At 53.7% G+C, this 18,818-nt stretch carries 18 protein-coding genes, 1 tRNA gene and 1 other RNA gene; 8 read left to right on the top strand and 12 right to left on the bottom strand.

The annotated features are described in order from the left end of the window. Position 1: 1 nt before the first annotated feature. A complete protein-coding gene (glyS, locus tag AC534G_RS00940) occupies positions 2-2,071 on the top strand; it encodes a glycine--tRNA ligase subunit beta (RefSeq protein WP_110496544.1) in 2,070 nt (689 codons plus the stop codon). Positions 2,072-2,136: 65 nt separating this feature from the next. Here the strand turns inward: glyS and cueP are convergent, their stop codons facing one another. From cueP to AC534G_RS00955, 3 genes are all read right to left on the bottom strand, one after another. Then, positions 2,137-2,676 carry a copper-binding periplasmic metallochaperone CueP gene (cueP, locus tag AC534G_RS00945; protein ID WP_001620860.1) on the bottom strand — a complete coding sequence of 180 codons (540 nt, stop codon included), beginning with the start codon at positions 2,674-2,676 and terminating at the stop codon, positions 2,137-2,139. Between the two features lie 187 nt (positions 2,677-2,863). Continuing rightward, positions 2,864-3,076, bottom strand: coding sequence for a transcription antiterminator/RNA stability regulator CspE (gene cspE, locus AC534G_RS00950; RefSeq protein WP_000014594.1), 213 nt, complete (start codon positions 3,074-3,076; stop codon positions 2,864-2,866). A 280-nt stretch (positions 3,077-3,356) separates the two neighbouring features. Further along, the gene (locus tag AC534G_RS00955; RefSeq protein WP_003024273.1) at positions 3,357-3,647 is read right to left on the bottom strand and encodes an HTH-type transcriptional regulator; all 291 of its coding nucleotides are present in this window, start codon (positions 3,645-3,647) and stop codon (positions 3,357-3,359) included. A 380-nt stretch (positions 3,648-4,027) separates the two neighbouring features. Between AC534G_RS00955 and AC534G_RS00960 the strand changes: the two genes are divergently transcribed. Continuing rightward, the gene (locus AC534G_RS00960; RefSeq protein WP_038635187.1) at positions 4,028-4,738 is read left to right on the top strand and encodes a DUF3053 domain-containing protein; all 711 of its coding nucleotides are present in this window, start codon (positions 4,028-4,030) and stop codon (positions 4,736-4,738) included. Positions 4,739-4,798: 60 nt separating this feature from the next. Here AC534G_RS00960 and ghrB read toward each other — a convergent pair whose 3' ends face one another. From ghrB to AC534G_RS00990, 6 genes are all read right to left on the bottom strand, one after another. Continuing rightward, the gene (ghrB, locus tag AC534G_RS00965) at positions 4,799-5,770 is read right to left on the bottom strand and encodes a glyoxylate/hydroxypyruvate reductase GhrB (protein WP_110496546.1); all 972 of its coding nucleotides are present in this window, start codon (positions 5,768-5,770) and stop codon (positions 4,799-4,801) included. Positions 5,771-5,792: 22 nt separating this feature from the next. After that, entirely contained in the window at positions 5,793-7,073 is a 1,281-nt protein-coding gene (locus tag AC534G_RS00970; protein ID WP_038635177.1) for an MFS transporter, read from the bottom strand. 64 nt (positions 7,074-7,137) lie between these two features. After that, the gene (locus tag AC534G_RS00975) at positions 7,138-8,076 is read right to left on the bottom strand and encodes a sugar kinase (RefSeq protein WP_110496548.1); all 939 of its coding nucleotides are present in this window, start codon (positions 8,074-8,076) and stop codon (positions 7,138-7,140) included. 3 nt (positions 8,077-8,079) lie between these two features. After that, complete coding sequence (locus AC534G_RS00980; RefSeq protein ID WP_110496550.1) at positions 8,080-8,829, bottom strand: sugar phosphate isomerase/epimerase family protein; 750 nt, start codon at positions 8,827-8,829, stop codon at positions 8,080-8,082. A gap of 100 nt (positions 8,830-8,929) precedes the next feature. Further along, complete coding sequence (locus AC534G_RS00985; RefSeq protein ID WP_061380947.1) at positions 8,930-9,946, bottom strand: LacI family DNA-binding transcriptional regulator; 1,017 nt, start codon at positions 9,944-9,946, stop codon at positions 8,930-8,932. A gap of 101 nt (positions 9,947-10,047) precedes the next feature. Continuing rightward, a complete protein-coding gene (locus AC534G_RS00990; protein ID WP_003827397.1) occupies positions 10,048-10,710 on the bottom strand; it encodes an OmpA family lipoprotein in 663 nt (220 codons plus the stop codon). 159 nt (positions 10,711-10,869) lie between these two features. Between AC534G_RS00990 and AC534G_RS00995 the strand changes: the two genes are divergently transcribed. Beyond that, the gene (locus tag AC534G_RS00995; protein ID WP_110496552.1) at positions 10,870-13,203 is read left to right on the top strand and encodes a molybdopterin guanine dinucleotide-containing S/N-oxide reductase; all 2,334 of its coding nucleotides are present in this window, start codon (positions 10,870-10,872) and stop codon (positions 13,201-13,203) included. On the opposite strand, the gene AC534G_RS01000 is transcribed toward AC534G_RS00995, so the two are convergent. Next, a complete protein-coding gene (locus AC534G_RS01000) occupies positions 13,172-13,612 on the bottom strand; it encodes an N-acetyltransferase (protein ID WP_069323746.1) in 441 nt (146 codons plus the stop codon). The genes AC534G_RS00995 and AC534G_RS01000 overlap by 32 nt on opposite strands. Further along, positions 13,602-14,171: a DNA-3-methyladenine glycosylase I gene (gene tag, locus AC534G_RS01005; RefSeq protein ID WP_038635153.1), complete on the bottom strand. Its 570-nt coding sequence runs from the start codon at positions 14,169-14,171 to the stop codon at positions 13,602-13,604. Before tag ends, AC534G_RS01000 begins: the two co-directional genes overlap by 11 nt. Positions 14,172-14,330: 159 nt before the next feature. Here tag and AC534G_RS01010 point away from each other — a divergent pair, with 159 nt between their 5' ends. After that, the gene (locus AC534G_RS01010; protein ID WP_038635151.1) at positions 14,331-15,032 is read left to right on the top strand and encodes an autotransporter outer membrane beta-barrel domain-containing protein; all 702 of its coding nucleotides are present in this window, start codon (positions 14,331-14,333) and stop codon (positions 15,030-15,032) included. Positions 15,033-15,108: 76 nt separating this feature from the next. On the opposite strand, the gene AC534G_RS01015 is transcribed toward AC534G_RS01010, so the two are convergent. After that, positions 15,109-15,285 carry a hypothetical protein gene (locus AC534G_RS01015; protein WP_159121630.1) on the bottom strand — a complete coding sequence of 59 codons (177 nt, stop codon included), beginning with the start codon at positions 15,283-15,285 and terminating at the stop codon, positions 15,109-15,111. Between AC534G_RS01015 and AC534G_RS01020 the strand changes: the two genes are divergently transcribed. The 4 genes from AC534G_RS01020 to AC534G_RS01035 all read left to right on the top strand — a co-directional run bounded on the left by AC534G_RS01020 (position 15,284) and on the right by AC534G_RS01035 (position 18,723). Then, the gene (locus AC534G_RS01020) at positions 15,284-16,486 is read left to right on the top strand and encodes an L-lactate MFS transporter (RefSeq protein WP_038635150.1); all 1,203 of its coding nucleotides are present in this window, start codon (positions 15,284-15,286) and stop codon (positions 16,484-16,486) included. The two genes, AC534G_RS01015 and AC534G_RS01020, sit on opposite strands and share 2 nt — an antisense overlap. Positions 16,487-16,695: 209 nt before the next feature. Beyond that, positions 16,696-18,390, top strand: coding sequence for a kdo(2)-lipid A phosphoethanolamine 7''-transferase (eptB, locus tag AC534G_RS01025; protein WP_110496554.1), 1,695 nt, complete (start codon positions 16,696-16,698; stop codon positions 18,388-18,390). A 92-nt stretch (positions 18,391-18,482) separates the two neighbouring features. Further along, positions 18,483-18,559: transfer RNA gene (locus tag AC534G_RS01030), tRNA-Pro, on the top strand. A 31-nt stretch (positions 18,560-18,590) separates the two neighbouring features. Beyond that, positions 18,591-18,723, top strand: a non-coding RNA gene (locus tag AC534G_RS01035) — RtT sRNA. Positions 18,724-18,818: the final 95 nt, after the last annotated feature.

Raw genomic sequence — 18,818 nt, forward strand, 5'->3', positions numbered from 1 at the left:
CATGTCTGAGAAAACTTTTCTGGTGGAAATCGGCACTGAAGAGCTGCCACCAAAAGCACTGCGCAGCCTGGCTGAGTCCTTTGCTGCGAACTTTACCGCGGAGCTGGATAACGCTGGCATCGCGCACGGCAACGTTGAGTGGTTCGCCGCACCGCGTCGTCTGGCGCTGAAAGTCGCGAACCTGGCTGAAGCGCAACCTGACCGTGAAGTTGAAAAACGCGGCCCGGCAATTGCTCAGGCGTTTGACGCCGAAGGCAAACCGAGTAAAGCGGCAGAAGGTTGGGCGCGTGGCTGCGGTATCACCGTTGACCAGGCCGAGCGTCTGACCACCGATAAAGGCGAGTGGTTGTTGTACCGCGCGCATGTGAAAGGCGAAAGCGCTGAAACGCTGCTGCCGAACATGATCGCCACCTCGCTGGCTAAGCTGCCGATCCCGAAACTGATGCGCTGGGGCGCGTCTGACGTCCATTTCGTGCGTCCGGTTCACACCGTGACTCTGCTGCTGGGTGACAAAGTGATTCCGGCAACGATTCTGGGCATTCAGTCCGATCGCGTGATTCGCGGCCATCGCTTTATGGGCGAAGCGGAATTCACCATCGATTCTGCCGATCAATACCCAGAAATCCTGCGTGAGCGCGGTAAAGTGATTGCGGATTACGCTGAGCGTAAAGCGAAAATCAAAGCCGATGCTGAAGAAGCGGCGCGCAAGATTGGCGGTAACGCCGATCTGAGCGAAAGCCTGCTGGAAGAAGTCACCTCGCTAGTGGAATGGCCAGTAGTGCTGACCGCGAAGTTCGAAGATAAATTCCTCGCGGTTCCGTCAGAAGCGCTGGTTCACACCATGAAAGGCGACCAGAAGTACTTCCCGGTTTACGCCAACGACGGCAAACTGCTGCCGAACTTTATCTTCGTTGCCAACATCGAATCGAAAGATCCGAGCCAGATTATTTCCGGTAACGAGAAAGTGGTTCGCCCGCGTCTGGCGGATGCCGAGTTCTTCTTCAATACCGACCGTAAAAAACGTCTGGAAGATCATCTGCCGCGTCTGCAAACCGTGCTGTTCCAACAGCAACTGGGTACGCTGCGCGACAAGACCGATCGTATCCAGGCGCTGGCGGGCTGGATTGCTGGCCAGATTGGCGCTGACGTTAACCACGCAACGCGTGCGGGCCTTCTGTCCAAGTGTGACCTGATGACCAACATGGTCTTTGAGTTCACCGACACCCAGGGCGTGATGGGCATGCACTATGCGCGTCATGATGGCGAAGCGGAAGATGTGGCCGTGGCGCTGAACGAGCAGTATCAGCCGCGCTTTGCCGGCGATGACCTGCCGTCTAATCCGGTAGCCTGTGCCGTGGCGATTGCCGACAAGATGGATACCCTGGCGGGTATCTTTGGTATCGGCCAGCATCCGAAAGGCGATAAGGACCCGTTTGCGCTGCGTCGTGCCGCGCTGGGCGTGCTGCGTATTATCGTTGAGAAGAACCTGAATCTCGATCTGCAAACGCTGACCGAAGAAGCGGTTCGTCTGTATGGTGACAAGCTGACCAACGCGAAAGTCGTGGATGACGTTATCGACTTTATGCTCGGTCGCTTCCGCGCCTGGTATCAGGATGAAGGTTACACCGTTGATACCATTCAGGCCGTGCTGGCGCGTCGTCCGACTCGTCCAGCTGATTTCGACGCACGCATGAAGGCGGTATCGCACTTCCGTACGCTGGAAGCCGCGTCCGCGCTGTCTGCGGCGAACAAGCGTGTATCGAACATCCTGGCGAAGTCTGAAGAAACGCTGAACGACCGCGTGAATGCGGCAACGCTGAAAGAGCCGGAAGAAATTGCGCTGGCGATGCAGGTTGTGGTGCTGCGCGACAAGCTGGAGCCAGTCTTTGCAGCCGGGCATTACCAGGAAGCGCTGGTTGAGCTATCGGCACTGCGTGAACCGGTCGATGCCTTCTTCGAGAAAGTCATGGTTAACGTAGAAGATAAAGAACTGCGTATTAACCGTCTGTCTATGCTCGAAAAACTGCGCGAGCTGTTCCTGCGCGTGGCGGATATTTCGCTGCTACAGTAACGGTCCTGAGCTGACTTAGAAAATGCCGGATGGCGTCTCCGCCTTATCCGGCATTTTTTTATGTGTTAGCGCAACTGCAACTTAGTCAGGCAGGTCTGGCTGTCTTCCATAGTCTTAATGGGATACTCGGCTGATTTACCGTTGTAGCTTACTGCGATGGTGCCTTCCATATTGCGCGGTAGCCATACCCCGACGAAGCCGTTTCGACCGCTCTTCATCGCTTTTTGTACTACGACCTCTCCCTTACTGTCCGTCACTTTGACATTGAATGTCTTCTCCGGCATTTCGCCCTGGCAGCCAGACAGACTATGGTTGAAGCAAGGGTGTGTTTGCCATTCATAGGGGGCAAATGACAGGTAGAATTTGTCACCGAGCGGCAGGGTATAAACCTGATCGCCAGAAGAGAGTTTCAGCGCGGTGCTGGTGACAGACGCTGAGTAAGGCAACGGGCGACTCTGCGGCGACTGGTCAATAGTCTCTACGATTTGCTCAACGGATTTACCGCTGAGTCCATGTTCCGCCAGAAAAGTGGCTTCCGGGGTCGCCGCGAATGCAGTGCCCGTTGTGAGCAAACCTAAAACCAGCAGCAGTGAGGATTTCGACATAGCTTCAATTCCTTGTGAACATTATGGAATACAGACTGGCTCACTATAAAGCTTGCCCTTAGGGAAAGGTCAAAGGTACGGCGGGTAAAGTAATGCAAAGACGCGTTTCGGTGGGATGTATTGCGAAATACAGGTAAAAAAAATCCCCGCCGTTTGGCAGGGATTCAGAATTTTGAGCTTTTTAAGCTTACAGGCTGGTTACGTTGCCAGCTGCCGGGCCTTTAGCGCCGCTTTCGATGGTGAAGGAAACTTTCTGACCTTCGTCCAGAGATTTGTAGCCATCGTTCTGGATAGCAGAGAAGTGTACGAACACGTCTTTAGAGCCATCGTCAGGAGTGATGAAGCCGAAACCTTTATCAGCGTTGAACCATTTTACGATACCAGTCATTTTACCGGACATAGTGTATTACCTTTTAAAAAATAAGTGTGCCTTTCGGCGATATGGCGTGCTCTACAGATTTTTTAACAGTAAAGGAAATGCTCACTACGAGGGGTATCAATGATAACTCTTGAAGGGACTTGCCTTACTAAACTGCTGTAATGGTCTGTACGTCAAACCGTTGAGAGCATTAACTCATTTTACGCCTGTGGATGCAACTACTATTTTCTTATTTGTGGATACCCTCCGTAAGGGAACGGCCCTTTTACCGGACCGTTCTTCAGCAAAATTAAAAAATAGTTCAATCCATCAACTGCTTACTTAATCTCGGATCGGCCTGGATCAGGCGCATCAACTTCAATTCGGTAGTGGAAGGCTTAACGCGTTTAGACTCCCATTCATGCACCATCGCGACCGTCACGCCCATCACTCGGGCAAAATCATCTGTTTTTAAACCTGTCCCTCGTCGTAGCTGTTCAAATTCGGTGAAAGGGTTGGTTTTTTGCGTCAGAGTAACTGTCTGCGATACATCTTTAAAAACAATCTGCTCCAGACTGCTCAGCAGTTCAAACATTGGATCTTTGTATTCCATTGAGAACTCCTATAAATCACACAGCGGGATCGTGAATTTCATCGAAGCTCCTTAAGAGTAGTCGGAAAAAATGAAGTCGGATCTAAGGTTTGCGTGATGGATTCGTTTCAGCAGAGTATGAGCGACCAGCCTTTACAGGCTAACAAACTGATTAAGGTCGCGATCTCCGAACGATCGCTCCCGATTGTAAAGATGACGAAAATATGGCCCTGGGCAATGAATGGCGCATTGTTTAGCAAAAAAAAGGGGGGCGGGAGCGGTTATTTTCCCTCACAAGATTACGCGGAAAGGGTATCTTGCGAGCCTGACCTGGACTATCCTTGTCAACGTCTGGCACGCGGGTGTCGTTGTGCGCATTTTTGGGTGAAAGGAGTATTAAAATGGCGACAGGTAAGTCCTGCTCTCGCTGGTTTGCGCCTGTTTTGGCGCTCTTAATGGTAGTTGGCCTGAGTGGGTGTTTTGATAAAGAAGGCGATCAGCGCAAGGCGTTTATCGATTTTCTGCAGAATACTGCAATGCGTAGCGGGGAGCGTTTACCAACGCTGACCGCCGATCAGAAAAAACAGTTTGGCCCGTTTGTGTCCGATTACGCGATTCTGTATGGCTATTCTCAACAGATTAATCAGGCGATGGACTCCGGTCTGCGCCCGGTCGTTGATAGTGTAAATGCGATTCGTGTTCCTCAGGATTATGTGACTCAGCGTGAACCGCTGCGTCAGGCAAATGGCGCACTGGGTGTGTTAGGGCAACAGTTGCAGAATGCGAAACTGCAGGCAGATGCTGCGCATGGCGCGCTGAAACAGGGCGAGGATCTCAAGCCGGTCTTTGATCAGGTCTACAATAAAGTCGTCACTGCGCCTTCAGAGGCGTTACAGCCGCTGATCCCTGCCGCGCAAATCTTCACGCAGCAACTGGTGCAGGTCGGTGATTTTGTGGCGCAACAGGATACGCAGGTGAGCTTTGTCGCCAACGGTATCCAGTTCCCAACCTCACAACAGGCAAGTCAGTACAACACGTTGATTGGTCCGTTGGCTGCTCAGCATCAGGCGTTTACTCAAGCCTGGACTGCTGCGGTGAATGCCACTCAGTAAAAGAGTGCTGTAATACATAGAAGGCCGGGTAAGCGTGAGCGCTACCCGGCCTTTTGTTTATTACGCGACCTGCGGGTTTACGCAGTTCTTCTCCACTCTTCCTTGCAGCGCATCGATTAAGTTATCCACCGCGCAGGCCGCCATGTTATAGCGCGTTTCGTGCGTGGCTGAACCAATGTGCGGCACAGCCACCACGTTGGGCAGTGACAGCAGAGGAGAGTCTGTCGCTACTGGCTCCTGCTCAAATACATCCAGACCTGCGGCATGAATGTCGCCGTTTTGCAGAGCGCTAATCAACGCTTTTTCATCGACCACCGGGCCACGTCCGGCATTAATGAAAATGGCGGAAGACTTCATTTTGGCAAACTGCTCGGTACTGAACAGATGATGTGTTTCGTTGGTTAATGGCAGGATCAGGCAGACAAAATCAGACTCCTGCAACAGCGTGTCGAGATCGCAGTAACGCGCGTTGAAGCGTTCTTCCGCTTCGTGATGATGACGGCGGGCGTTATAGAGAATCGGCATGCTAAAGCCAAAATGCGCACGTTGCGCCAGTGCGAGCCCAATACGACCCATGCCGACAATGCCCAGCGTTTTGTGATGGACATCCGTACCAAACCAGTCCGGTCCGATACTTTTGGTCCATTCGCCAGACTTAACCCGTTCAGCAACTTCCACCACACGGCGAGCGGTGCTTAACATCAGCGCCATCACCGTGTCGGCGACGGTTTCCGTTAGTACGGTTGGCGTATGCATCAACAGCACCTTACGCGCATTAAGGGCATCGACATCGAAGTTGTCATAGCCTACGGAAATTGTGGATGTCGCTCGCAGCCTGGGCATTTTCTCCAACAGCGCGGTATTGACGGCTTCACTGGAGCCCAGCAGGCCTTCGGCGTTGGCAAAGGCTTTGGCGTGCTGTGCGACCGTTTCCGGGCGCAGGTTCGGTACAGAAGTCACAGTAAAATGCTCTTCCAGGCGATGCAGTAAATCGTCAGGTAACGCTTTATAGAGAATAATGGACGGCTTCATGCGGATCTCCGTAAGTTAAAATTTAAGCGTGGCGTGCGCCAACAGGTAGCTGTTGATTATTAGCAGGCTTAACAATAAGAGTTAGCCATACTGAGGCAAAAAGCGCTACCCCCATAAAAATGTACGAGGCGGATGGGCTGCCGGTTGCGCCATTGAGGTAGCCGACAAACCAGGAACCAAAGAATGAGCCTAATGCGCCCATGCTGTTAATCAGCGCCATGGCGCCACCGGCCACGTTGCGCGGCAGCATTTCAGGAATGATGGCGAAGAAGGGACCATATGGGGCGTACATTGCCGCGCCCGCGATAACCAGCAGCGTGTAGGACACCCAGAAGTGATCTGCGCCAACGGCCCAGGAGCCGATAAAGGCGAAAGCGGCAATCAGTAACAGCGGCCAGACAAACAGCTTACGATTTTGCAGTTTATCAGAGGCCCAGGAGACGAGAATCATCGCTGCCGTCGCCGCCAGATACGGTACGGATGACAGCCAGCCAACTTCCACCATCCCCAGATTTGCGCCACCGTTGCGAATGATGGACGGCAGCCACAGCACAAAACCGTAGACGCCAATACTCCAGGCGAAATACTGCATACACAGCAGGATGACGTTACGTGAGCGGAAGGCCTCACCGTAGTTACGCACGGCTTTGATCCCTTGTTGCTCTTGTTCCAGTTGGGCCTGAAGCGCAGCTTTTTCGGATTCCGACAGCCAGCCGACCTGAGACGGTTTGTCTTTTACCAGTACCCACCAGCAGAACGCCCAGATGATGGCCGGGAAGCCCTCGATGATGAACATTTCCCGCCAGCCCAGCGCCTGAATGAGATAACCGGAAACGACGGACATCCATAAGACAGTCACCGGGTTACCGAGGATTAAGAAGGTGTTAGCGCGTGAACGCTCGGATTTCGTAAACCAGTTGCTGATGTAAATCAGCATTGCGGGCATCACGGCAGCTTCAACGACGCCAAGAATAAAGCGGATAGCGGCCAGCATCGGAATATTGCTGACCATCCCGGTTAACGAGGCGCAAGCCCCCCACAGGATCAGGCAGACAAAAATCAGTTTTCGTACGCTGCGACGCTCGGCGTAAATTGCGCCCGGGATCTGGAAGAAGAAATAGCCAAGGAAAAACAGAGCGCCCAGCAGGGAAGAGATCCCTTTGGTAATGCCGAGATCCTCGTTAATGCCTGCGGCGGAGGCGAAGCTGAAGTTCGCGCGGTCAAGGTACGCCAGGCTATACGTGATAAACACGATTGGCATGATGTACCACCAGCGTTTTGCTGCATTGGTTGAGCTATTCATAGACTGCCCTCTGATTATGCTGATACACCGCCTCTGTATGTAGGGTACAGAGTTGGCCGGGGGTTTATTCCCCTAATTGTTCACGTGTGGGTAATCCTTCGCTGTCGCCCTGAACCTGAATGGCCAGTGCGCCAATTTTATTGCCGCGGGTCACCGCCTGATGCAGCGAGCGGCCTTCCAGCAGAGCGCTGATCACGCCCACGGCAAAGCCATCGCCAGCGCCGACCGTATCAACCACGTTGTCGACTTTTACCGGTGCGACGCAGCCGTGCTCGCCGCTGGCGGTTTTGTACCAGGCGCCATCTGCCCCGGTTTTGATAATGACTGCCTTCACCCCATGGCGCAGATAAAAGTCGGCGATGGCTTCAGGCGTTTGTTGTCCGGTGAGAATCATTCCCTCTTTTAGACCAGGCAAAACCCAGTCAGCCTGGAATGCCAGCCGGTTCAGTTTTTCCACCATCTCGGCTTCGCTTTTCCACAGCACCGGACGTAAATTCGGGTCAAAGGAGATGGTTTTCCCTAGGGCTTTCAGCGTGCGGGCGGTATGCGCCAGAAGTTCATAGGAGCTGGCGGAAAGCGCGGCTGCCACGCCGCTCAGGTGCAAGTGACGTGCGCTGGCAAAATAGTTCTCGTGGTAATCCTCAATACTGAGATGGCTGGCTGCGGACCCTTTGCGGAAGTACTCCACAATGGGATCGGTTCCATTTTCGACCTTAGATTTAAGCTGAAAGCCGGTAGCGAAGCGCTCATCCTGGGTGACTCCCTGCGCATCAATCCCTTCTTTTTCCAGCGACTTAATAATAAAATGGCCAAAACTGTCGTTACCTACGCGGCTTACCCAGCCGACATTCAGACCCAAACGAGCAAGACCGGTCGCCACGTTGAGTTCAGCGCCTGCCACGCGCTTGATAAATTGCTCTACATCCGCCAGGTCGCCGGTTTGCGTGGCGACAAACATCGCCATCGCTTCACCAATGGTGACCACATCCAGTGAATTCTTCATGCGTTACTCCTCGCGTAACAGCTCGACGTAATGGCGGGTAACCGCCGTCAAATCCTGCCCTTCCAGGGGAAACTCGATGCCGCGCGGAACATCGTCAGGCAGCGTTTTTAACAGCGCCAGCCAGCGCGGTTCGGCGGCATCAGGCGGCACTGCGCGGTAGCTGTCGTGATGCGTAACTGCGGCTTTGACATGGATGTATCCCACGGTTGGCGCCAGGTTTTTCGCCGCCTCTTCCGGGGAGTCGCCAACCCACAGCCAGTTGCCCATATCAAAGGTCAGCGATATCGGCAGGTTTTGCGTCTGGCAGGCTTCGTTAAAGCGCTGCATTGGCTGCAGGCGTCCGCAGGCGGTCTGATCGTTTTCGACAACCAGCTCCATCCCGCTGTCAGCCAGCCATGTACGTAAAACGTCGAACTGGCCGGTATGGGAAAAATGACCAAGGGAGACTTTTAACCACAGCGCTTGCAGGGCCTGCGCTTCCGCGAGTAACGCCGGAAGACGGGGATTGAGGTTACCGTCCTCAAGGAACAGCGGCTCAGGCGCTGAATAACAGGCCAGCAGGCCGAAGATTTCGATCGCTGAGGCCATCGTTGACAGTGTGGTGAGTTCGGTGTCAGTTAACATCTCGCGGCGAATTTCGACGCCGTCAGCACCGGCTTCAGCAATGATGGGCAGCATGGCGGTTTGGCCACCCGCAGCGCGGACCTGCTCATAGCCGTAGGCGGCGGTGACCACCATAATTTTTCTTTTCATGGAAACTCCATAACCAGCATTCTTGCTATAACGCTAGATGGAACCGGTTCCAAAGAAAAGCCCATGATGCTGAATTTATGATCACCATCACGAAGGAAATTTAACGGGCGGTAGATCCGCGCACGATCAGTTCACCAGAGAAAACCTGCTCCTGAATGGCATCAGAACCGCCATCGATCCGGCGTACAACCTGTTCCACGGCGGTGTAGCCAATCTGCCAGGTGGGTTGTTTCAGCGTGGTAATGCCGACACCCGCCAGCTCGGCCCATTCCAGCTCGTCAAACCCGAGCAGGCCGATATCGCTGCCCCAGTTGAGGCCAATGCGCTTCAGGGCGCGGGCAACCTGTAGCGTGAGGGCGCCGTTGGCGGAGATAACGGCTTTGCGCATGCCTCGATGCTGCTGGTGGAACTGGCGCAGCGTGTCATCCAGTTGCGCATTGTCCGTTAGCGGAACTTCGGCATTTTGCGCGATAACGCCGGGGTAGCGTGCGAGCGTGGCGCGAAAGGCGCTCAGACGTTCGCGGCGGGTATTCACCATGCCGAGTGGTTCGCTGAGAAACAGAATGGCTTCAAAGCCTTGTTCAAGCAGGTGTTCCGTAGCAACCGTTGCGGCCTGGGTGTTATCCAGCCCGACCATATCGCAGGCGAAATCAGGAATTTTACGATCAATTAGTACCATCGGTAGCGCAGACTGTTGCAGGCGGTTCAGCCCCTCTTCACGCATCCCAACGGCGTTGACCACAATCCCTTCGACCTGGTAACTGCGCAACAGGTCAAGATAGTGCAACTCCTGATCCACTTCGTTGTTGGTGTTACACACCAGGGGGGTAAAGCCTTTATCGCGACAGGCGGCTTCAATTCCGCTTAATACGTTGACAGAGTAGGGATTGGTAATATCTGCGATGATCAGGCCAATCAGGCGGGTGCGACCGTGTTTCAGGCCGCGTGCCATCAGGCTGGGTCGATAGTCGAGATCGGCAATGGCTTGTTCAATGCGGGCCAGCAGCGCGTCGGATAGCAGGTGCTTTTCACCGTTGAGGTAACGTGAAATGCTGGTCTTGCCGGTTTTTGCGGCTTTCGCCACATCGCTGATGGTTGCCCGTGTTGATTTGCTCATCGCTGATTTCCCTGAATTTGGTGACAACACCTTAACGCGAAAATCAACGATGGCAAGTGCTTCATGCCGGATCGGGCGCAGCCTGTCTCCGGCTCAAAACGTTACTGGATCGGGCTTAAGGTGATCTCTACGCGGCGGTTCTGCGCCTTACCTTCCGCCGTGCTGTTGCTGGCGATTGGGTTTGCCGGACCCATACCCTGAGTGCGGATACGGTTAGCCGCGACCCCTTGAGTGATCAAGGCGCTGGCGACGGAGTCCGCACGCTGCTGCGACAGACGCATATTCAGATCCTGGCTGCCGGTGCTGTCGGTGAAGCCCAGCACGTTAACCGCGGTTTTATTGTACTCTTTCAGGACCATGGCCACGCCGGTCAGGGTGTTAGCCCCGGCAGGTTTCAGGTTAGCGCTACTGCTGTCGAAGGTGACGTTGTTTGGCATGTTCAGAATGATGTTATCGCCACTACGCGTCACGCTGACGCCGGTTCCCTGCATTTTTTCGCGCAGTTTTGCTTCCTGCACATCCATGTAATAGCCGATACCACCGCCAACGGCCGCGCCAGCCGCTGCGCCAATCAGTGCGCCCTTGCCGCGATCTTTCTTCGAAGAAGAGAGTGCGCCAATACCTGCGCCGACCAGAGAGCCAATGCCTGCGCCAATGCCGGATTTACCCGCTTCGCGTTCGCCGGTGTAAGGGTTTGTTGTGCAGCCAGAAACCGCCAGGGCGCCGCTCACGATGGCAGCAATAACAAAAACACGTTTCTTCATCTCAATTCCTTAATGACTTATTCTTCTTTGCCACAGCGACGGTGGCGGTTGATTATGACGTGTGAACATGAAGAAAATTCCAGGGAAGACTCTGAAATTTGTAAGTAACATTGAACGGCAGAATAAATAAGCCGCCACATCGTATTCAGGAGCGCCATCTTGACTAATTCACCCGCACACTACTCGGTGTTAACCGCCGCCCACTGGGGACCTATTCGCGTCGAAACCGATGGCGAGACCGTTTTCTCCTCCCGTGGCGCATTGCCCACCACTCATCCCAACTCTTTGCAAACTGTGGTGCGTGACCAGGTACACAGTAAAACGCGGGTACGTTTTCCGATGGTACGTAAAGGCTTCCTCGCCTCGCCGGAAAGCCCACAAGGCGTGCGCGGGCAGGATGAGTTTGTTCGCGTCAGTTGGGATGACGCGCTGACGCTTATCCATACGCAGCATAAACGCATCCGTGACAGCTATGGCCCGGCCTCGATTTTCGCTGGTTCCTACGGCTGGCGCTCCAACGGTGTGTTACATAAAGCCGCGACCCTGTTACAGCGCTACATGGCGTTGGCGGGGGGGTATACCGGGCATCTGGGGGATTACTCCACGGGCGCCGCGCAGGCCATCATGCCGTACGTGGTGGGCGGTAACGAAGTTTACCAGCAACAGACCAGCTGGCCTGTCGTGCTGGAACACAGCGATGTGGTGGTGTTATGGAGCGCCAATCCGCTGAATACCCTGAAGATTGCCTGGAATGCTTCCGACGAACAGGGTCTCGCTTACTTCGAGGCATTGCGTGATAGCGGCAAGCGTTTGATCTGTATCGATCCGATGCGATCGGAAAGCGTGGACTTCTTTGGCGATAAGATGGAATGGATCGCCCCGCATATGGGAACCGACGTGGCGCTGATGCTGGGCATCGCGCATACGCTGGTGGAAAACGGCTGGCACGACGCGGACTTTCTCGCCCGCTGTACCACCGGTTATGACCGCTTTGCCGACTATCTGCTGGGTAAAACTGACAATGTCGCAAAAACGGCAGAGTGGGCTGCTGAAATTTGTGGGATAACAGCGGAAAAAATACGCGAACTGGCGGCGATATTTCACCAAAACACCACCATGCTGATGGCGGGGTGGGGGATGCAGCGCCAACAGTATGGCGAGCAGAAACACTGGATGATTGTCACCCTGGCCGCCATGCTCGGGCAAATCGGCACGCCTGGCGGTGGCTTTGGGCTGTCGTACCATTTTGCCAACGGCGGTAACCCAACGCGTCGTGCCGCTGTATTGGCTTCAATGCAGGGCAGCGTTAAAGGCGGCACCGACGCGGTGGATAAAATCCCGGTGGCGCGAATTGTCGAAGCGCTGGAGAACCCCGGGGGTTTTTACCAGCACAATGGAATGGACCGGCATTTCCCGGACATCCGCATGTTGTGGTGGGCCGGCGGGGCCAACTTTACTCATCACCAGGACACCAACCGTCTGATTCGCGCCTGGCAAAAACCGGAGCTGGTGGTTATCTCGGAGTGTTTCTGGACTGCCGCAGCAAAGCATGCCGATATCGTATTACCGGCGACCACCTCGTTTGAGCGCAACGACCTCACCATGACGGGTGATTACAGCAACCAGCACCTGGTGCCGATGAAGCAGGTTGTGCCGCCGCAGTATGAGGCGCGCAATGATTTTGATGTTTTTGCCGAACTGAGCGAGCGCTGGGAAAAGGGCGGGTATGAACGCTTCACCGAAGGTAAAAGCGAGCTGGCGTGGCTGGAGACCTTTTACAATATTGCCGGGCAGCGCGGGGCCAGCCAGCAGGTTACACTGCCGCCCTTTACCGAGTTTTGGCAGCGCAACGCCCTGATAGAAATGCCGGAAAACCCCGCCAACGCGCAATTTATTCGGTTTGCGGATTTTCGCCGCGACCCACAGGCGCATCCGCTGAAAACGGATAGCGGAAAAATTGAAATCTACTCCGCAAGGATTGCGGGTTACGACTATGCGGATTGTACGGGGCACCCGATGTGGCTGGCGCCTGATGAGTGGTTCGGTAACGCCGAGCCGGGTCAGTTACAGCTGCTTTCCGCCCATCCGGCGCACCGTTTGCACAGCCAGTTGAATTACAGTGCGTTGCGTGAGCAGTATGCGGTGGCGGATCGTGAGCCCGTTACGATCCATCCGCAGGACGCGAACGCTCGTGGTATTAAGCATGGCGACACGGTGAGGGTGTGGAACCCGCGTGGGCAAATTCTGGCGGGTGCAGTCGTGACGACAGGGATCAAACCTGGCGTCATCTGCATTCATGAAGGCGCCTGGCCTGATTTGGATCTTACTGCCGGTGGTATTTGTAAAAATGGCGCCGTCAATGTGCTGACCAAAGATCTCCCCAGCTCGAAGCTGGGGAATGGCTGCGCGGGCAACACTGCGCTGGCGTGGCTCGAAAAATACAATGGACCCGCCCTGACGCTTACGGCGTTTGATCCGCCTGCCAGCCCATAATCCACGTGGGGTGGTGAGTCTCTTCCTGCCATGCGCCGTCTTCAATGCGAAAACCCAGCGCATGGTAGAAGTTTACCGCTGACTGATTCTTCTGGTAGACCTCCAGGCTGAGCAGGGAAAAGCGCTGCTGGACATGCCGCACCAGCGCTGTGCCAATTCCGCTTCTGATGGCCGCTGGCGCGACAAACAACGCGCCAAGAAAGCGTTCGTCAATCACGCTGACAAAGCCTTTGAGTACACCTTCTTCTTCCCACACCCAGGTTTGCGCGGCGGGCAAGTATACATCACGCACGACGGGTTCACTTTCGCGCCAGTAGCGTTCGTCGATAAACGGATGGGCATGGATCGTGCTTTCCATCCACAGCGCCAGAATTGACGGCAGATCGTCAGCTTTAGATTCACGAATCATGTTGTGCCCCTGGGTAACAGATGCAACTGGTGATATGGTCGTTGACCAGACCACAGGCCTGCATAAAGGAGTAACAGATGGTGGTGCCGACAAACTTAAACCCGCGTTTTTTTAATGCCTTAGACAGAGCATCTGACGCAGGCGTTGAGGTGGGGATATCGCTCAGGTTGGCGGCGCAGGTCACTTGCGGTTGGTTATCAACAAATGACCAGACGAACTCGCTAAACGGTTCACCGTTTTGCGCCATGGTCAGAAAGGCGCGAGCGTTACCGATAATGGCCTGAATTTTTCCGCGATGGCGAATAATGCCGGCATCCTGTACCAGCCTTTCCACATCCTCTTCGGTCATGGCTGCCACTTTTTCCGGATCAAAATGGTGGAAGGCGTGGCGATAATTTTCCCGTTTCTTCAGTACGGTAATCCATGATAATCCCGCCTGCTGGCCTTCCAGGCAGATCATTTCAAACAGCTTCTTGCCATCGGTTTCGGGGACGCCCCATTCCTTGTCGTGATAGGCAATGTAAAGTGGGTCCTGGCTGACCCATCCGCAACGCTGCATATTCTTCCTCGCTGTTTTTACTGGCGTAAAAATTTCATTCGGCCCGCCTTGACGCGCCAGCTAAAAAGACAATATTTAATACAGGGCCTGATGGGCCCGATTTCCTACACACAATGACAATAATATCGCCGAATTCGGCTCTTTTCTGGAGTCGCGTTGATGATTATAAGAAACAGTAGTGGTCGCCAAAGGTTAACTCTGGCGAGCGTCGTAGTTTGTGCGCTGTCCATCAATACAGCATATGGCTGGCAACAAGAATATATCGTTGATGCGATGTCAGGGCATACGGCTGAACGTTATACATGGGACAGCGATCACCAACCACGTTATAACGACATTCTGGAGGAACGTATTCGTTCTACGCAGAACGTGGCGGGTCCGGTGGTGAATCTGGCCGATCAGACGCTGATGGATACGACCAGCGGCATGAGTATGGGCTGGAACTTCCCTCTTTCCAGACAGGTAACGACCGGACCGGTCGCCGCCTTACATTATGACGGCTCAACCACGTCTACCTACAACGAGTTTGGTGATAGCGCGACCTCGATAACACCGACCGATCCGTTGTGGCATGCCAGCGTCAGCACGTTAGGCTGGCGAGTCAATTCGCAGTTCGGTGATGTGCGTCCATGGGCGCAAATCAGCTATAACCAACAGTTTGGCGAGAATATCTGGAAGGCGCAGTCGGGCCTCAGCCGCATGACGACAGCAGGACAGGACGGTAACTGGCTGGATGTTACCGTCGGTGCGGATATGCTGTTGAACCCGCATATGGCGGCTTACGCCGCACTTTCTCAGGCAGAAAACAGTACCAACAATAGCGACTATATGTACACCATGGGGGTTAGCGCTAAATTTTAACGAAAGAAATCATTGGTTATACATCTTAGTTACATATCAGGATCAATAATCACACGCCTTCCAGCGATAGTGGGTACTAACTCTTGCGATAAAATTCAGTATCCCGACTTTTTGTCTCGTCATTCATTCCGCAATCCAGGCATTTCATTCCGTCCTGGCGGCATTTCATGCCGTTTTTTCCTGGTATAAATGGCGCTTCGGTATGGTTGTTGGCAGAGAATTTCCCATTTTGCTTATGCAGGAAGACTGCCATGAAAACTTCTGATTATCAGCGTACCCGTTGGCTGACACTGATCGGCACCATCATTACCCAATTTGCCTTAGGTTCTGTTTATACCTGGAGCCTGTTTAATGGCGCGCTCTCTTCTAAACTGGACGCGCCGGTGAGTCAGGTTGCATTTTCCTTTGGTTTGCTGAGCCTGGGGTTGGCGATTTCTTCTTCCGTCGCCGGAAAACTGCAAGAACGTTTTGGCGTGAAACGCGTCACCATGGCCTCCGGTATCTTACTGGGCGTCGGCTTCTTCTTAACCGCCCACTCTGACAGCCTGATTATGCTGTGGTTGAGCGCCGGCGTACTGGTCGGCCTGGCGGATGGCGCAGGATACCTGTTAACCCTTTCCAACTGCGTAAAATGGTTCCCTGAGCGTAAGGGGCTGATTTCCGCCTTTGCCATCGGCTCTTATGGCCTGGGTAGCCTCGGTTTTAAATTTATCGACAGCCAACTGCTCAGCACCGTGGGTCTGGAAAAAACCTTTATGATCTGGGGCGCAATTGTGCTGGTGATGATCGTCTTTGGCTCCATGCTGATGAAAGATGCGCCGAATCAGGAAGTGAAGGCGAAAAATGGCGTGGTCGAGAACGACTACACTCTGGCGCAGTCCATGCGTAAACCACAGTACTGGATGCTGGCCGTGATGTTCCTGACTGCATGTATGAGCGGGCTGTATGTAATTGGCGTGGCGAAAGATATTGCACAGAGCCTGGCGCATATGGACGTAGCCACGGCGGCAAATGCAGTGACCGTCATCTCCATCGCTAACCTGTCAGGCCGTCTGGTACTGGGTATTCTGTCCGACAAAATCTCTCGTATTCGTGTTATCACCATTGGTCAGGTTGTTTCGCTGGTCGGTATGGCGGCACTGCTGTTCGCCCCGCTCAATGACGTTACGTTCTTTGCGGCGATTGCCTGCGTGGCATTTAACTTTGGCGGCACCATCACCGTGTTCCCGTCACTGGTGAGTGAGTTCTTTGGTCTCAATAACCTGGCTAAAAACTACGGGGTTATTTACCTGGGCTTCGGTATCGGCAGTATTTGTGGTTCCATTATCGCCTCGCTGTTTGGCGGATTCTATGTGACCTTCTGCGTTATCTTTGCGCTGTTAATCATCTCGCTGGCACTTTCCACCACTATTCGCCAGCCGCAACGTAGCGTATATACCGAGGCGCACGCCTAAATCTATTAGTAGCCTGATTAATACCTGGCGCATATATTTACAAAAATATATGCGTCATTTGCATTCTCTATAAGCACTTTTCTTCCCTCCTGTGGTCTACTTACCCGCGCCCGTAGATTTCACCTCTGCTGTTGTCGCATTTTTCCCCTGTTTGGTCTGTTTGGCCGCTGCACAGGGAGTTTTTATCCCGATCCCCAGGGTTTGTTTGCATGAGATACATTAAGTCGATGACGCAGCAGAAACTCAGTTTCTTGCTGGCAATCTATATCGGTTTGTTTATGAACTGTGCTGTATTTTTCCGTCGCTTTAGCGGATATGCGCACGAATTCACCGTCTGGAAAGGACTCTCTGCGGTTGTTGAATTAGCTGGCACTGTGCTGGTGACCTTCTTTTTATTACGTCTTCTCTCTTTATTCGGCCGCCGGGCCTGGCGTGTGCTGGCAACCTTTGTGGTGCTGTGTTCTGCCGGCGCCAGCTATTATATGACCTTCCTGAACGTGGTAATTGGCTACGGTATTATTGCCTCCGTCATGACCACGGATATTGATTTATCTAAAGAAGTTGTCGGCTGGCATTTTATCGTGTGGCTGGTTTCAGTCAGTATTGTGCCGTTGGTTCTTATTTGGAGTAACCGCTGCCGTTATACGCTGATGAGACAGATTCGTACGCCGGGCATGAGATGGCGTAGCGTGGCGGTGGTGTTACTGGCAGGCCTGATGGTGTGGGTGCCGATTCGCCTGTTGAGCATGCAACAGAGAAGCGTTGAACGGGAAACCGGCATCGATCTACCCAGCTATGGCGGGGTTGTGGCGAACTCTTATTTGCCGTCAAACTGGCTCTCAGCGTTGGGCCTGTACGCCTGGGCGCAGGTGGATGAGTCTTCAGATAACAAATCGCTGATGAACCCGGCCAAAAAGTTTACCTATGTCGCGCCGAAGAACCTCGACGACACCTATGTGGTCTTTATTATCGGGGAAACGACCCGCTGGGATCATATGGGAATTTTTGGCTATGAGCGAAATACCACGCCAAGGCTCGCCCAGGAGAAAAATCTGGCCGCATTCCGCGGATATTCCTGCGATACGGCAACCAAACTTTCTCTGCGCTGCATGTTTGTCCGTGAGGGTGGGGCGGAAGAAAATCCGCAGCGTACGCTGAAAGAACAAAACGTTTTCGCCGTGCTTACTCAGCTAGGGTTCAAGACAGATCTCTACGCCATGCAAAGCGAGATGTGGTTTTACAGTAATACCATGGCGGAGAATATCTCCTACCGTGAGCAGATCGGCGCTGAGCCGCGTAACCGTGGCAAAAACGTTGATGACATGCTGTTGATTCCCGAGATGCAGCAGTCTCTGCAGCAGAACGATGACGGTAGTAATCACCTGATTATTCTGCATACCAAAGGATCGCATTTTAACTATACGCAGCGCTACACCCGTGAATATGCACAGTGGAAGCCGGAATGCGTCAATGTTGATAGCGGCTGCTCAAAAGCGGAGATGATCAACTCATTCGATAACTCGGTAACTTATGTTGATCACTTTATCACTCAAGTATTTGATCAACTGCGCGATAAGAAAGCGATAGTGTTCTACGCTGCCGATCACGGTGAGTCAATTAACGAGCGTGAGCACCTGCACGGGACGCCGCGTAAAATGGCGCCGCCTGAGCAGTTCCGCGTTCCTATGCTGGTGTGGATGTCTGACAAGTATCTGGAAGACCCCGATCATGCGAAGGCGTTCGCCCATCTGAAGCAAGAAGCGGATATGAAGGTGCCGCGTCGTCACGTGGAGCTGTACGACACTATTTTAGGTTGCCTTGGTTATACCTCGCCAAATGGCGGTATTAACGAGAATAACAACTGGTGCCGTATCCCGGACGCGAAGAAGGTTGCAGCCCAGTAACGGAGGCTGCTGACTTTCTCGCCGATCAAATGCCATTTTGATGCTAAGGGATTGACGGGCGCGCTGCTGAGCAGTAAGATGCGCCCCGCATTCGGTGATTGGCGCAGCCTGGTAGCGCACTTCGTTCGGGACGAAGGGGTCGGAGGTTCGAATCCTCTATCACCGACCAAATTTAAAACCCTGCTCAACGAGCAGGGTTTTTGCATTATGGCCCGTGAGGATGAGAACCTCCGGGGGCAAGAGGTTCGACTCGAGCGTAGCGAGAGAACGTTGCGCCAGCAACGGCCCGCAGGGCGAGCCACGCAGTGGCGAGTAATCCTCTATCACCGACCAAATTCAAAACCCTGCTCAACGAGCAGGGTTTTTTGCATTTGTAGGCCTGATAAGCGCAGCGCCATCAGGCAATATTGGAGATATTGCGGATGGCG

This window comes from Citrobacter sp. CRE-46 (assembly GCF_059615875.1).

What these genes read in the sequence shown, in the direction of transcription:
- AC534G_RS00970 (WP_038635177.1), bottom strand. Translation starts at nt 7,073, where the DNA reads ATGAATAGCTCAACCAATGCAGCAAAACGCTGGTGGTACATCATGCCA.
- AC534G_RS01020 (WP_038635150.1), top strand. Translation starts at nt 15,284, where the DNA reads ATGAAAACTTCTGATTATCAGCGTACCCGTTGGCTGACACTGATCGGC.
- AC534G_RS01015 (WP_159121630.1), bottom strand. Translation starts at nt 15,285, where the DNA reads ATGGCAGTCTTCCTGCATAAGCAAAATGGGAAATTCTCTGCCAACAAC.
- cspE (WP_000014594.1), bottom strand. Translation starts at nt 3,076, where the DNA reads ATGTCCGGTAAAATGACTGGTATCGTAAAATGGTTCAACGCTGATAAA.
- AC534G_RS00985 (WP_061380947.1), bottom strand. Translation starts at nt 9,946, where the DNA reads ATGAGCAAATCAACACGGGCAACCATCAGCGATGTGGCGAAAGCCGCA.
- AC534G_RS00960 (WP_038635187.1), top strand. Translation starts at nt 4,028, where the DNA reads ATGGCGACAGGTAAGTCCTGCTCTCGCTGGTTTGCGCCTGTTTTGGCG.
- ghrB (WP_110496546.1), bottom strand. Translation starts at nt 5,770, where the DNA reads ATGAAGCCGTCCATTATTCTCTATAAAGCGTTACCTGACGATTTACTG.
- eptB (WP_110496554.1), top strand. Translation starts at nt 16,696, where the DNA reads ATGAGATACATTAAGTCGATGACGCAGCAGAAACTCAGTTTCTTGCTG.
- tag (WP_038635153.1), bottom strand. Translation starts at nt 14,171, where the DNA reads ATGCAGCGTTGCGGATGGGTCAGCCAGGACCCACTTTACATTGCCTAT.
- AC534G_RS01000 (WP_069323746.1), bottom strand. Translation starts at nt 13,612, where the DNA reads ATGATTCGTGAATCTAAAGCTGACGATCTGCCGTCAATTCTGGCGCTG.
- AC534G_RS00980 (WP_110496550.1), bottom strand. Translation starts at nt 8,829, where the DNA reads ATGAAAAGAAAAATTATGGTGGTCACCGCCGCCTACGGCTATGAGCAG.
- AC534G_RS00975 (WP_110496548.1), bottom strand. Translation starts at nt 8,076, where the DNA reads ATGAAGAATTCACTGGATGTGGTCACCATTGGTGAAGCGATGGCGATG.
- glyS (WP_110496544.1), top strand. Translation starts at nt 2, where the DNA reads ATGTCTGAGAAAACTTTTCTGGTGGAAATCGGCACTGAAGAGCTGCCA.
- AC534G_RS00955 (WP_003024273.1), bottom strand. Translation starts at nt 3,647, where the DNA reads ATGGAATACAAAGATCCAATGTTTGAACTGCTGAGCAGTCTGGAGCAG.
- cueP (WP_001620860.1), bottom strand. Translation starts at nt 2,676, where the DNA reads ATGTCGAAATCCTCACTGCTGCTGGTTTTAGGTTTGCTCACAACGGGC.
- AC534G_RS01010 (WP_038635151.1), top strand. Translation starts at nt 14,331, where the DNA reads ATGATTATAAGAAACAGTAGTGGTCGCCAAAGGTTAACTCTGGCGAGC.
- AC534G_RS00990 (WP_003827397.1), bottom strand. Translation starts at nt 10,710, where the DNA reads ATGAAGAAACGTGTTTTTGTTATTGCTGCCATCGTGAGCGGCGCCCTG.